Annotated in this window: 12 protein-coding genes; 3 read left to right on the plus strand and 9 right to left on the minus strand. The window is 70.3% G+C overall.

Annotation, left to right across the window (positions count from 1 at the left end):
* Positions 1-26 precede the first annotated feature (26 nt).
* On the minus strand, positions 27-674 hold the full coding sequence (locus C3481_RS14260; RefSeq protein WP_103842970.1) for a YitT family protein: 648 nt from the start codon (positions 672-674) through the stop codon (positions 27-29).
* A 232-nt stretch (positions 675-906) separates the two neighbouring features.
* Here C3481_RS14260 and C3481_RS14265 point away from each other — a divergent pair, with 232 nt between their 5' ends.
* Both C3481_RS14265 and C3481_RS14270 read left to right on the plus strand, forming a co-directional pair.
* Entirely contained in the window at positions 907-1,314 is a 408-nt protein-coding gene (locus C3481_RS14265; RefSeq protein ID WP_023953942.1) for a UDP-3-O-(3-hydroxymyristoyl)glucosamine N-acyltransferase, read from the plus strand.
* Between the two features lie 92 nt (positions 1,315-1,406).
* A complete protein-coding gene (locus C3481_RS14270; RefSeq protein ID WP_103842972.1) occupies positions 1,407-2,168 on the plus strand; it encodes a LysR family substrate-binding domain-containing protein in 762 nt (253 codons plus the stop codon).
* Between the two features lie 56 nt (positions 2,169-2,224).
* Here the strand turns inward: C3481_RS14270 and C3481_RS14275 are convergent, their stop codons facing one another.
* Positions 2,225-2,524 (minus strand): hypothetical protein, encoded by a 300-nt coding sequence (locus C3481_RS14275; RefSeq protein ID WP_103842974.1) that lies wholly within the window; start codon positions 2,522-2,524, stop codon positions 2,225-2,227.
* Positions 2,525-2,599: 75 nt separating this feature from the next.
* On the opposite strand from C3481_RS14275, the gene C3481_RS14280 reads away from it, so the two are divergent.
* Complete coding sequence (locus C3481_RS14280; RefSeq protein WP_103842976.1) at positions 2,600-3,325, plus strand: GMP synthase; 726 nt, start codon at positions 2,600-2,602, stop codon at positions 3,323-3,325.
* A gap of 127 nt (positions 3,326-3,452) precedes the next feature.
* Here C3481_RS14280 and C3481_RS14285 read toward each other — a convergent pair whose 3' ends face one another.
* The 7 genes from C3481_RS14285 to C3481_RS14315 all read right to left on the minus strand — a co-directional run bounded on the left by C3481_RS14285 (position 3,453) and on the right by C3481_RS14315 (position 13,442).
* Complete coding sequence (locus tag C3481_RS14285; protein ID WP_088380738.1) at positions 3,453-4,304, minus strand: tryptophan-rich sensory protein; 852 nt, start codon at positions 4,302-4,304, stop codon at positions 3,453-3,455.
* 31 nt (positions 4,305-4,335) lie between these two features.
* Positions 4,336-6,072 carry a malto-oligosyltrehalose trehalohydrolase gene (gene treZ, locus C3481_RS14290; protein ID WP_103842978.1) on the minus strand — a complete coding sequence of 579 codons (1,737 nt, stop codon included), beginning with the start codon at positions 6,070-6,072 and terminating at the stop codon, positions 4,336-4,338.
* Complete coding sequence (gene treY / locus C3481_RS14295) at positions 6,069-8,504, minus strand: malto-oligosyltrehalose synthase (RefSeq protein WP_103842980.1); 2,436 nt, start codon at positions 8,502-8,504, stop codon at positions 6,069-6,071. The genes treZ and treY overlap by 4 nt, the downstream gene beginning before the upstream one ends.
* Positions 8,501-10,714 carry a glycogen debranching protein GlgX gene (gene glgX, locus C3481_RS14300; RefSeq protein WP_023953927.1) on the minus strand — a complete coding sequence of 738 codons (2,214 nt, stop codon included), beginning with the start codon at positions 10,712-10,714 and terminating at the stop codon, positions 8,501-8,503. The genes treY and glgX overlap by 4 nt, the downstream gene beginning before the upstream one ends.
* Before the next feature lie 157 nt (positions 10,715-10,871).
* Positions 10,872-11,429: a hypothetical protein gene (locus C3481_RS14305; RefSeq protein WP_088380742.1), complete on the minus strand. Its 558-nt coding sequence runs from the start codon at positions 11,427-11,429 to the stop codon at positions 10,872-10,874.
* Between the two features lie 38 nt (positions 11,430-11,467).
* Positions 11,468-13,144, minus strand: a complete 1,677-nt coding sequence (locus C3481_RS14310; protein ID WP_103842982.1) for an alpha/beta hydrolase — start codon at positions 13,142-13,144, stop codon at positions 11,468-11,470.
* Positions 13,125-13,442, minus strand: coding sequence for a hypothetical protein (locus C3481_RS14315; RefSeq protein ID WP_064955500.1), 318 nt, complete (start codon positions 13,440-13,442; stop codon positions 13,125-13,127). Before C3481_RS14315 ends, C3481_RS14310 begins: the two co-directional genes overlap by 20 nt.
* Positions 13,443-13,526 lie beyond the last annotated feature (84 nt).

The raw sequence follows: 13,526 nt of genomic DNA on the forward strand, positions 1-13,526 counted from the left end.
TGAGCGCACGCCGAGCGAGAGAGCGCTCAGCGGCCGATGTACCGACCGGGGCGGTGGTTCAGCACGAGCACGACGCTCAGCACGACCGCGCCGGCGGCACTCAGCAGCACGGCGCGCCACGGCAGCACCAGCAACGCGGACGCGATGATCACGACGTCGAAGATCATCTGGGTCCATCCGGCGCTGAAGCCCATTCGCTCCTGCAGCACGAGGGCGATGATGTTCACTCCGCCGAGGCTCGAACGGTGCCGGAACAGGATCAGCAGCCCGACGCCGGCGAGCAGATTGCCGCCGAGCGTGCCGTAGATCGGTTCGATGCTGGCGAACTCGAGCAGGTGCTGGTGCACGAAGGTGAACGCCGAGACCAGGCCGATCGAGACGAAAGTGCGGATCGTGAACGACACACCCTTCTTCCACAGGGCCAGCGCCGCGAACGGCGCGTTCACGACAGCGAACAGCACCGGGAACGACCATCCGGTCGCGTAGCCAAGGAGCAGCGCGAGGCCGGCGGTGCCGCCGGTGACCGAGCCGGACGACTGCAGGAGGTACAGCCCGAGGGATGCCACGAACGTGCCGGTCACGATCCCGAGCAGGTCCTCCGCGCGGGTGTGGCGCGTCAGCGCGGCCTCGAAGACGAGCGACGGTCCTGTCGACGGTGCACGAGAAGGCTCCACCCGCCCATCCTCGCAAACGGCGGCGCCCGCGGGGGTCACCGCGGCGCGAGCCGGGCATGTTATCGCGCGAAGGTCAGCTCGCACACCCCTTCGACCTCAGCGGCTGCGCATCGCACGCTTGTTCCAGCAAACCGGTCGACCTGCCGCTCCGAATGATTCGTGGGAATGAAAACGCGGGTCGCGGGGTTGTTTCCAGTACTCAGTACCGGACCCGGAACTGTCGGAGGGGATCGTGGGCAAGAACTACATCGACATCGAGAACGACCGCGGAGAGACGCTGCGTTATCGCAAGCACGCGAACGGTCGGGGCTTGATCGCGAACGGGGCCAAGGTGCACCCGACCGCACTGGTCGAAGCAGGCGCCTACGTCGAACCCGGAGTCCAGGTCGCGGCGGGCGTTCACATCGGCCGCGGCGTGTGGATCGAGCGCGAGGCCGTCATCGGCCCGAACGTCGAGATCGCGCCGCACGCGCACGTCGGCTCCGGCGCCGCCATCGGTCCGCGGGCGAAGATCGGCATCCGCGCGTTCATCGGCGCGCACGCGCACGTGGCGGGCGGCTCTCTCATCGGCGACGACGAGAACATCGCCGACGGCGAGCACGTGGCGACCGACCAGCGCGGGCTCCGTCTGGCCGCGTGACCCGCCAGCGGTAGCCGCCGCAGCGTCGACGATCGGCGGGCCCGCAGCGCGCGGGCCCGCCGATCGTGTCTGCCCCGGGATACGCTTCAGGCATGACACCCGGACGTTCCTCGGGCCGCCCCGCGCGTAGCGGCGGCCGAGGCGGCGGTGCCCCCGGGCGCCGTGGCGCCGCGGCATCCGGACAGCGGCCCGCCGCCCGCAGAACCGACCGCACCTCGGGAAGCCGGCGCGAGACGGATGCCGCTGCGCCGGACCTCAGCGCGCTCGGCGCCTTCCGCCTCGGCGCCGCCCCCGGTGCCACGCCCGGCAAGTGGATCGACGTGTGGAAGCAGCGGATGCCGGGCAACCCGCTCGACCTCGTCACCGTCGGATTCGCCGATCAGGCTGCGGCCCTCGCGGGCGGCGACGTCGACGCGGCGCTCGTGCGGCTGCCGATCGACCGCGACGGGCTGAGCGTGATCCCGCTCTACGACGAGACCACCGTCGCCGTGTGCAGCGTCGACTCCGCGCTCACCGCCGCCGACGAGCTGACCCTCGCCGATCTCGCGGGAGAGGTCGTGATGGTCCCCGGTGACGACGCCCTCGACCTCGAGGTGCCCGGCGCCGTCGCTCCGGCCTTCGCCCGGCTGGCCACGACGGAGGATGCGGTCGCGACGGCGGCGACAGGTGTCGGGATCGTGCTCGTGCCCATGTCGCTCGCGCGGCTGCACCATCGCAATGACGCGACCTACCGACCCGTGGTCGACGCTCCCACCTCGACCGTTGCGCTCGCCTGGCGGGCCGAGGCCACGACCCCGCTCGTAGAGACGTTCATCGGCATCGTCCGCGGCCGCACCGCGAACTCGTCGCGCTGATACGCTGCGGCGCTCACGCGCTGACACGCCGGCACGCACCCCATGAGCGCCGCGGATCACGCCCCGTGCAGCCGCCGCGCTCCGTCCGGGATCGCTCCGCGCACGGGCGTGCGCGCCAGCAGGGCGGCCGCGTCGATCGGATCGTCCGCTGCGACGGCATCCGGATCCGTCTCGAGATCGACCACGACCGGAGCCGGCAGCCGCATGGCCGCGCGAGCGTCCCGCGCCCGCGCCTCGACCCCCGCCGCGTCGGCCGGCCGGCGCACCCGCCAGCCCCGGGGTGCGGCGACGGCGTCCAGCCGGTCGAGCGTCGCGAGGAGCTCGGCGGGGTCGGTGATGATCACGCGGACGGTCATCGGGCCATTGTCCCCCGCCCGTCACGGAAGGTCATCCCCACCGGCCGGGTTCGGTGCGGACCATAGACTTTCGGCATGGCCCCGCTCGTGTACGTCTGCGTGCGCCCGCAGCGGGAGGCCGCGGAGGCGGAGTACGCGTCGTTCCGCACCGCGATGGGCCTCGATGAATCCGGGCTCGAGCGCGTCGACCTGACGCGCGATCCGCTGCCCGACGACGCGTTCGACCGCTGGCGCGGTTTCGTCGTCGGCGGCAGTCCGTTCAACGCCACCGACGATCCGGCGGCGAAGCCGGAGGGACAGCTGCGACTGGAGGCCGACCTCGCGCGCATCGCCGAGGCAGCGGCATCCGGGCGGACGGCGGCGCTGTTCACCTGCTTCGGCATCGGCGTGGCCACGACCCACCTCGGCGGCACGATCTCACGCGACTACCCCGAGGACACCGGACCGACGAACGTGACCCTGACGGATGCCGGCCGCGCCGACCCCCTGCTCGGTTCCCTCAGCCCGACCTTCACCGCGCTCACCGCGCACAAGGAGGGCACCGAGACACTGCCCGCCGGAGCCGTCCTGCTCGCCACGAACGACGACTGCCCGGTGCAGGCCTACCGGGTGGGTGACCGCCTGTACGCCACGCAGTTCCACCCCGAGCCGACACCGCGAGACTTCACCGAGCGCATGACGGTGTACCGCAACGACGGCTACTTCGACGCGGCAGACTACGACCGCGTCGCGGCCCGAGTACTCGCGGCGCCCGTGACCGAGCCGAGCCGCTTCCTCGCCGCCTTCGCCGCCGCGTTCTGACGGCGGGTGCGATACAGCCGTCGGATCGGCGGTGCGGATGTCGCCTCCGACGTCGATCGCGGCGACACCAGCACCACGAGTCCGACGGATGTATCGGCGCGGCCGGTCGGGCGGTGCGGACCGGCAGTCAGGCGGTGCGGGGACGGCGCAGGATGCCGCGGTGCTCGCGACCGTTCGCGCGCCAGGCCGTGACCGCCGCGGCGGCCACCACCACCACGATGACGGCGACGGCGGCGACGGCGACCGGTGCGGAGTGGGGCTGATCGGTCGTGCGGGCGATCGCGATCCACGCCAGACCCCACGACAGCGCGATGATCGGCGAGGGGCGTCCGCGCGAGAAGGCGGCGATGCCGACGCCGATGGCGGCGACGACCACGAGCACGGCGACACCCCACGCGTCGGCCTGCATGCCCCACGACTCGGGCACGGTCCGGCTGAGCCAGGCGGTGACGTTCGCGACCGTGGCCAGCGACACCCACCCGAGGTGCAGGCCCACCGTGGCATCCATGAGCAGGCGGTCGCCGACCGACTGCGGCCGCGAGCGCACGAGAAGACGGAACGTCCACCCGAGTGCGGCGAGCAACGCCACGATCGCGACGACCGTCACCGGCAGCGTCGTGAACTGCGCCGCGAGCAGCCATCCCCCGTTGAGCACGGCGGTCAGCGCGATCCACCACCCCACCAGCCGCTGCCGGTCGCGCGAGCGCTGCGACGGCAGCGCCTGCCAGATCGTGTAGCCGACCATGAACAGGTAGATGACCGACCAGATGCTGAACGCCTGCGTCCCGGGCGCGAGCACCGTCGAGTCGGCGTCGAGCGCGCCGCCCTGCAGGTCGCGCACGTTCGTCCCGCCGAAGAGCCCCGTCCCGACCATCGCGGCGATGATCATGAAGACGACGGCCGAGATCACGGCGATCTGCCGCACGAGGTCGGACGGCGTCCGCGGGGGCCGGGCGGCGTGGTGCGCTGTGGTGCTCATTCCCCCACGGTAGATCGGGCGCCGCGCCCGGTCATCCGCTTGACAGATCCGGCCCCACGATGACGGCCGAGTTCGGCTCGACGACGAGCAGCTCGTCGGCGGTCCGGCTCGGAAGCGTCTCGAGCCAGACGCGGTCACCGCTCAGCTCGACCCGCCACGGCTCCGTCGACAGGTTGACTAGCACGCGTGCGCGTCCGCGCTGCAGGTCGTACAGCCGGCCGCCCTCGCCCTCGGTCGCTCCGGCGCCGCGCGCGGTGAACCGGGGGTCGGTCAGGTCGGGCACCGAGCGGCGCAGTCGGCCCAGTTCGCGGTACAGCGCTAGCAGGCGGGCATGATCGCCTTCGTCGGTCTCGGTCCAGTCGAGCTTCGACCGCAGGAACGTCGCCGGGTCGTTGGGGTCGGGCACAAGGTCCTCGTCCCACCCCATCTCGGCGAACTCTTGCTTGCGGCCCGCGGCCGTCGCCTCGGCGAGCTCCGGCTCAGGGTGCGAGGTGAAGAACTGCCACGGAGTGGACGCCCCCCACTCCTCGCCCATGAACAGCATCGGGGTTCCCGGCGCCGTCAGCGTCAGGACGGCCGCCACGGCGAGCCGGTCGGCATCGAGCGTCGCCGAGAGCCGGTCGCCCGCCGCACGGTTGCCGATCTGGTCGTGATCCTGCGCGAAGGTGACGAGCCGCCACGACGGCGACTCCGGCGGAATCGGCCGCCCGTGCTCGCGACCCCGGAACGACGAATACGTGCCGTCGTGGAAGAACCCCTCGTTCCAGGTCTTGGGAACGGCATCGAGCGCGTCGAAGTCGGCGTAGTATCCCACCGTCTCACCCGTGAGCGCGACGTGCACGGAATGGTGCCAGTCGTCCGACCACTGCGCCGTCATCCCATGACCACCGGCCTCGCGCGGCAGGATCATGACGGGATCGTTCATGTCGCTCTCGGCGATGAGCGTGAGCGGGCGCCCGAGGTGCGTGCTGAGCGCGTCGACCCGGTCGGCGATCTCGCCGAGGATGTGGAGCGGGCTGTCGTCGTCGTGCAGCGCGTGCACGGCGTCGAGCCGCAGCCCGTCGACGTGGAAGTCGCGGAGCCACATCTCGGCGTTGCCGATGATGTACTCGCGCACCGCGTCCTCGTCGAGGTTGACGCTGTCACCCCAGGTGTTGCGGCGGCCGTCGCGAAGGTAGGGGCCGTACTCGGGCAGATAGTTGCCGGATGGTCCGAGGTGGTTGTAGACGACGTCCTGGATGACGGCGAGACCGGCCGCGTGGGCGGCATCCACGAACCGCCGGTAGGCCTCCGGCCCGCCGTAGCTCTCCTGCACGGCGTACCAGAGCACCCCGTCGTACCCCCAGTTGTGGGTGCCGTTGAACGCGTTCACCGGCAGCAGCTCGATGTGGGTCACGCCGAGCTCGACGAGATGGTCGAGTCGAGCGATGGCCGCGTCGAGCGTGCCGGCGCTCGTGAAGGTGCCGATGTGCAGCTCGTAGATGATCCCACCCGCGAGCGTCCGCCCCGTCCAGGCCTGATCGGTCCACGCGAACGACGACGGGTCATCGACCGCAGACAGGCCGTGCACGCCGTCGGGCTGCTGGCGCGAGCGCGGATCGGGGCGCGCGTCGTCGCCGTCACCGAGGACGAAGCCGTATCGGTCTCCCGGGGCGAGGTCGACGTCGGCCGACCACCAGCCGTCCGCCGAGCGGGAGAGCTCGACATCGGCGGCATCCGGTCGACGGAGCCGCACCCGCTCGGGGCGCGGCGCCCATACCTCGATCATGCGTTCTCCTCTGGGGCGGTGGGACGTTGGGCGGTGGGACGTGCACCGGTCGGACGTTCGGCGGCCAGCAGAGCCACCGGGTACGTGTCGAGCAGGTCGGCCAGCCGCACGGCGCCGCCGTCCCAGGCGCGGCCGGTCAGCTGGTCGGTGTGACGTCCCGGCGGAACCATCACGACCGTGTCGCCCCATCCGCCGCGCGCGGCGAGTCCGACGGGCAGGCGCGTCGCGACGGTCACGGCACCGCCCCGATCGAAGGCCACGGCGTGCTCTGCGGCAGGGCCGACGACGGGCAGCGGCGCGTACCGCGTGAACAGCTCGGGGCGATCGCGACGCAGGCGCAGCGCCCGCGACACGACGAGGAGCTTCGCCGCGCCGGAGTCGTCGATCTCGGGATGCCACCCGCCGTCGAGCTTCGCGAGCAGCTCGCGGCGCTCGACGAAGTCGACGTCGCGACGATTGTCGGGGTCGACGAGCGAGAGATCCCACAGCTCGGTGCCCTGATAGACGTCGGGCACCCCGGGTGCGGTCAGCTGCAGCAGCTTGGCGGCGAGGGAGTTCGATCGCCCGGGCGCGGTCAGCTCACCGACGACCTCCTCGACCGCCGCTCGGGCCTCGCCCGAGGTGGCGGCATCCACCAGCGCGACGATGCGGGCTTCGGCATCCTCATCGGGGTCGGTCCAGGTCGTGATGATGCCGCCCTCGCGCGAGGCCTTCTCGGCGTAGTCGCGCAGCCGCGCGGGCGACGCGGGCCACGCACCGACGATGGCCTGCCAGAGCAGGTCGTCGAGGCGTCCGTCGCCGGTCGAGGCGATCGTCCGCAGGCGTCCGAGAGCGTCGGACCACCGCTCGGGCATCTCGGCGATGACCGACAGTCGGGCACGGACGTCTTCGCTGCGCTTGGTGTCGTGGGTGCTCAGCGCCGTGAGAGCGTGCGGCCACATCGCCTGGCGGTGGGCCTGCGCGCGGTGGAAGCCCGCGACGTCGAGCGAGAAGACGCCGGGGTCGCCACCCACCTCGGTGAGCGTGCCGAGACGCGGATACCGGTAGAACGCGCTGTCTTCGACGCCCTTGGCCATGACCGGCCCAGTCGTCTGACCGAATCGGCGGCTCAGCTCGGTGTCGCCCGCCGTGACCAGCGGGGCGAGGGTCGCGATGGCGTCGGCGAGATCGGGACGGGATGCGGATGCCGCGGCGACCGCCTCAGCGACGAGCTCGTCTCCGACCGGCGGGTAGACGCGGTACACCGAGAAGCTCGTCAGGAGCTCGGCGAACGCGTCGCGTGCGACATCCTCTCCGAGCTCGTCGCGCACGTCGTCGGGCAGGCAGCGGACGAGCCGGCCCACCTCGGCGGCCTGCAGGGTGTCGGCGACCGCACGCTTGGCCTCGCGGACGATCTCGTCATACGACGCGGGAGCATCCGCCGACCGGAGTGTCGCGTCGAGCTCGTCGAGCCGGCCCTCACCCGCCGGGTCGATGAGCACGCGGTCGATCTCGGCCATCGCGTCGTACCCCGTCGTACCGGCGGTCGCCCACCAGGAGGGCAGCTGCTCGGCATGGTCGGTGGCGGCGTGCTCGAGGATCTTCTCGACCACGACGTACGCGCCGCCGGTCGCCGCGGCGAGCTGCTCGAGATACCCGCCGGGGTCGGCGAGGCCGTCGGGGTGGTCGATGCGCAGACCGTCGGCCAAGCCCTCGCGCAGCCAGCGGAGGATCTCGACGTGGCTCGCCTCGAAGACCGCCGGGACGTCGACGCGCACTCCGGCCAGCGTGTTCACGGCGAAGAAGCGCCGGTAGTTCAGCTCGGTCGCGTCGTCGCGCCAGAACGCGGCACGCCAGTGCTGAGCGGCGAGCACGGCGTCCACGGTGGCCGGGTCGGTCGTCGCGGCCGCGGGTGCTGTCCCGTCGGCGAGCGGCAGCACGTGGTCGTAGTAGCGGGCGACGCCCTCGGCGCCATTCGCCTCGCCGGCCGTCACCGGCGCGACCTCGATCTCACCGGCAGCGACGGCTTCGCGGAGCGTGGAGCCGAGGATCGGCAGGCCGACCTTGCCCCCGCCGTGCTCCCAGTCGATGTCGAACGCCTCGGCGTGGGCCGACCTGCGGCCGTGGCGGAGGACGTCCCACCACCAGGGGTTCTCAGCGGGGACGGCGACGCCCTGGTGGTTCGGCACGATGTCGACGAGCACACCGAGTCCGGCATCCCGGGCGGCGGCCGAGAAGCGCGCGAGCCCCTCGGCGCCGCCGCGGCGGGGGTCGACGATGGTCGGGTCGACGACGTCGTAGCCGTGGTCCGACCCCTCCGCCGCTGCCAGGAGCGGCGAGAGGTAGGCCCAGTCGACGCCGAGGTCGCGGAGGTAGTCCGCGACCTCGGCGGCGGCCGCGAGGTCGAACGCCGGACGGATCTGCAGCCGGTAGGTCGAGATCGGAGCGGTCATCGGCCGGGCAGCTCCGGGGTCGGCGCCTCAGCGGGGATGATGTCGATCGGCGTCGTGTACGCCGCGAGCGATGCCGCGACCGAGTGGTCGGTCTCGGGCTCGGGTTCGGTGTACTCGCCCAGGACGACGAGCGACTTGGCCCGGACCTGCAGCGCGTTGCCGCCCTCGAGGGGCTCGGTGCCGACGAGCTCGCCGCTCGTGTCGATCAGCACCTCCCACCGGTCGGCGTACTGGTCGGAGGGGACGGTGAACTCCACCTCGTCGTCACCGGCGTTGAACAGCACGAAGAAGTGGTCGTCGGAGATGTCCTCGCCGCGACGGTCGCGCTCGCGGATGCCGTCGCCGTTGAGGAAGACGCCGACTGCGCGCCCGAAACCGGAGTCCCAGTCCTCGGGCTGCATCGCCGTGCCGTCGGGGCGCAGCCACATGATGTCGGGCACCGGGGCGCCCTCTTCGCGACGCACCGGGCGCCCGTCGAAGAAGCGGCTGCGCCGGAACGTGGGGTGCAGGCGACGCAGACGCGCGAGGGCTGCGGTGAACTCGATGAGCGGCTGGTCGACCTGATCCCAGTGGATCCAGGTCAGCTCGTTGTCCTGCGCGTAACCGTTGTTGTTGCCCTGCTGGGTGCGGCCGAGCTCGTCGCCGTGGCAGATCATCGGCACGCCCTGGCTCAGCAGCAGCGTCGCGAGGAAGTTCCGCTGCTGCCGGGCGCGCATCGTCAGCACGTGCGGGTCGTCGGTGGGTCCCTCGACGCCCATGTTGTACGAGCGGTTGTGCGACTCGCCGTCGTTGCCGTCCTCGCCATTGGCGTCGTTGTGCTTCTCGTTGTACGACACGAGATCGCGCAGCGTGAACCCGTCATGCGCCGTGACGAAGTTGATGGAGGCCACCGGCCACCGGCCGTCGTGCTCGTAGAGGTCGGCCGAACCGGTCAGGCGCGAGGCGAACTCGCCGAGGGTCGACGCCTCGCCGCGCCAGAAGTCGCGGACGGTGTCGCGGTACTTGCCGTTCCACTCCGTCCACTGCGGCGGGAAGTTGCCGACCTGGTAGCCGCCGGGACCGATGTCCCACGGCTCGGCGATGAGCTTGACCTGCGAGACGATCGGGTCCTGCTGCACGAGCTCGAAGAAGGCCGACAGCCGGTCGACGTCGTAGAACTCGCGTGCGAGGGTCGCGGCGAGGTCGAAGCGGAAGCCGTCGACGTGCATCTCGGTCACCCAGTAGCGCAGCGAGTCCATGATCAGCTGCAGCGCGTGCGGGTTGCCGACGTTGAGGCTGTTCCCGGTGCCGGTGTAGTCGGTGTAGTAGCGCTTGTCGTCGTCCTCGAGGCGGTAGTAGGCCTCGTTGTCGATGCCGCGCATCGAGAGGGTCGGGCCCATGTGGTTGCCCTCGGCGGTGTGGTTGTAGACGACGTCGAGGATGACCTCGATGCCGGCGGCGTGCAGCGCCTTGACCATCGCCTTGAACTCCTGCACCTGCTGGCCGTGGTCGCCCGTGGCCGAGTAGGTGTTCTGGGGCGCGAAGAACGCGATCGTGTTGTAGCCCCAGTAGTTCGACAGCCCCTTCTCCTGCAGCGTGGAGTCGTTGACGAACTGGTGCACCGGCATCAGCTCGATCGCCGTGATGCCGATCTTCTTGAGGTGGTCGATGACGGCGGGGTGTGCGAGGCCGGCGTAGGTCCCGCGGATGTCTTCGGGGATGTCGGGGTGCAGCTGCGTCAGGCCCTTGACGTGAGCCTCGTAGATGACGCTCTCGGCGTACGGGATCTTCGGCTGACGGTCGCCTGCCCAGTCGAAGAACGGGTTGACGACGACGCCCTTCATCATGTGGGCGGCCGAATCCTCGTCGTTGAACGAGTCCGGCTCGCCGAAGTTGTAGCCGAACACCGGCTGTCCCCAGTCGATCTGACCCTCGACGGCCTTGGCGTACGGGTCGAGCAGCAGCTTGCTCGGGTTGAACCGCTTGCCGTCGGCCGGATCGTTCGGACCGTGCACGCGGTATCCGTAGCGCTGGCCCGGCTGCACGTTCGGCAAATAGGCGTGCCACACGAAGGCGTCGACATCGCGCAGCTCGACGCATGTCTCGGTGCCGTCCTCGTCGAAGAGGCACAGCTCCACTTTCTCGGCGCCTTCGCTGAAGAGAGCGAAGTTCGTCCCGTTCCCGTCGTAGGTCGCTCCGAGCGGATACGCGGAACCCGGCCATGCCTGCATGTGATCTCCCCTGTTCGTGTGGCTCACACTACTCAGGCGCAATCACACGACCCGGTGCCCTTGACAAGCCCCCGCCATCGGGTCGACTCGCCACAAGATGCGGATGCACGGGGCTTCGGACCCGCAGATTCTGGCGAGTGGAACGTCCCGGTGGGAGTCAGCGCTCGCCGCGGTCGGTGCCGAAGAACAGGGGGTCGGAGGGAGATTCCCGGTCGGGGAGATACCCCTCAGGCAGGGGGCCCTTGCCGAACAGCATCCGGCTGAGCTCGAACTTGTCGCCGGGCTTGCACGGCGAAGTGGCGGTGACGACGACATTCCCGTTGTCGACCAGCGTCACCGTCAGCAGGGAGTAGACGCCCTGCTCGCGGACGATCACGTCCGTAGACGCGACCTCGCCCGAATCGAGATCCATGCCGTCGACCTCGAAGCCTTCGGACACCAGGTGCTGCGCGACGGCCTCGCGCTTGCCGGCAACCCCTGCCGGGTCGATCGTGGTCGTGCGCGTCAGGTCGAACTTCCAGCCGTCGCCGCACCCGACACCGGATGGCGTCATCCCGTACGTCCGCACCTCCCACGGGCCGTCATCGATGACGGCCAGCACGCCGTTGGTCGTCTCGCGGAAATCGAAGTAGAGGCTCTCCGCCTCCTGGTACAGCTCGTCGCCCGTCGGTTGCGCCACCGTCGCTCCACATCCCGTCAGGACGATGGCCGCCATGGCGGTCATCGTCACTCCGAACAGATTTCTCCGCCAGCTCACTGCAGCACCTCACCATTGGCCACGATGTTCGCAATGTTACGGAATGACTCGGAATCGCGAGAGAGGTAGCCGTTGCCTTTCTCCCACCACCCGATGATCGAGTTGCCTCCGTCGTGCGCGGCGTGGCCCGGCGTGCCGGCGACATCCTCCGGTGTGCCCTGCAGCGACGGCGCGGTCCCGCCGTTGCTCTCGAACGTCGTCGCGCCCGGGATGTCCTCGGGATTCATCCCGTGACCGAACGAGCTGACCTCGCCGTATCGGGCAACGAAGTCCCAGGGCGCGCGCGACGTGAAGACCTCGGTGCCGGAGTAGTCCATCGGCGCGTCGCCGGTCCAGTTGGCGTGGTATCCGTCGGGGACACCGGCCGATCCCACAGCGACGAGCCGATCGACGCCCAGGTCGTCGCCGGCGCCTCCGACGGCCAAGAAGGATGTCGTACTGCCGTACGAGTGGCCGATGACAGATGTCGTCACAGCCGAACTGACCTCGTTGTCGAGCCCGCGCAGGGTCGACGACAGCCGGGCGGCCCCCTCGGTCGCACTCCCCATCGTGTGTTCGGTAAGCAGATTGGGAGAGTCGTACCCGTACCAGGCGATGCTCACCGAGCGCGTGCCCGGGTCACCGTACGCCTCGGCGAACACGTTGAGGTCTCGGGCGCTCTGGCCCCAGGCCTCGAGATCTCCGAGGCCCGAGAACATGCCTCCGACCAGCGCATTGACGTTCGTGACACCGGCGAACGGATCATCGCCGGACGAAGCGCCGTAAACGACGGCCGCCGTCGCCTGCGGCTCTTCGAAGGGATGGAACATCAGCAACTGACCACCGAGGTCGTCACCAAGCTCGAGAGAGAGTTGTTCGAGCTGATCATCGAGGGGCTTGCCGTACGGACCACCGTCGAGCACTCGTTCGAACGCCGATCGGTTCGCCGCGAAGCGGATCGCGTACGGAACACCCTCGAGGTTGCCGACGAACTCCGCGCGTCGGTCGATGAGGTCCGTGCGCTGCTCCTCGGTCAGACTCGCCCAGATCTCCGCGACCTCGGCGGGACTGTCGGCGTGAGCAAGGGCCTCGATAGCCGATCGCACATGGGCGGGCAGCGAGCTGACGTCGGCAGCGACCAGCGCGGCCAGCGCCGAGCCGTAGGCATCGTCCCATAAGGCGTAGGACGCCTCCCACTGCGCCCACAGGTCGGCGAGCTCGCGGCGGCGCGCAGCGAGATCCTCCGCGGCCGATTCGACTGCCCCATCCGCCCGCGAGACCTCCGCGGGGGTCGCATCATCAGCGAGTCCAGTCTGTCGGCTCGCGGCCTCCGCGGCCGTCCCCTCGGCGTCGGCGACGGCTCGGTGTGCTCGCTCGATGTCGTCGACGAGGTCATTCGCGGCGCGAGCGTGCGCGCTGACTGCTTCACCGTACCCGCGCACCACCTCCGCGATCCGGCCGAGAGTCGCGACTGTGCGTCCCACGTCGCCCGCGATGTCCCCCGCGTCAGTCTGCACGTCCGCGATCGCGGCGCCGCGGCCTTCGAGACCGCCGTCGATGTTGCGGAGCACAACGCGAGCGTCAGCAGCGTGGTCCACGATGCTGATCAACGCTCGGTGAAGACCTTCGAGCGCGCCAGAGTTGTAGTCGATGTGCTCGAGCAGCCATCCGCGATCAGGAGAGGTCAGCGACATAGTCACCGTCCCATCCGCTGCCGAGCGAGACGTCCAGCGCCTCGAAGGAATCGATGATCGATTGCACCTGGGAACTGAGGTCAAGCCCCGCGTCGGTCTCGGCCCGCGTCCTCATGAGCGCCGCGCCGAGCGCGTTCTCGAGCGCGACTCGCAGATGCGTGCGTCCACATGGGTTCTCGACCCCGGTGTCTCGCCGCCAGGTGTCTTCTGCGTAGGCGCGATACGAGCCCATCGATCCGTCGAGGAGCATCTTCGCCTGCTCGAGCGCAGCTCGATCGATCTCGACGTTGTCGGCCATGCTCGGATCCTCCCCTAGCGCCGATCACTCCGCGGTGCGGATCCGGGCACATCCGCACCCGCACCGCTGAAGGTCGAACCGGGG

It is taken from the genome of Microbacterium sp. Ru50, from assembly GCF_002920555.1.
GTDB lineage: Bacteria > Actinomycetota > Actinomycetes > Actinomycetales > Microbacteriaceae > Microbacterium > Microbacterium arborescens.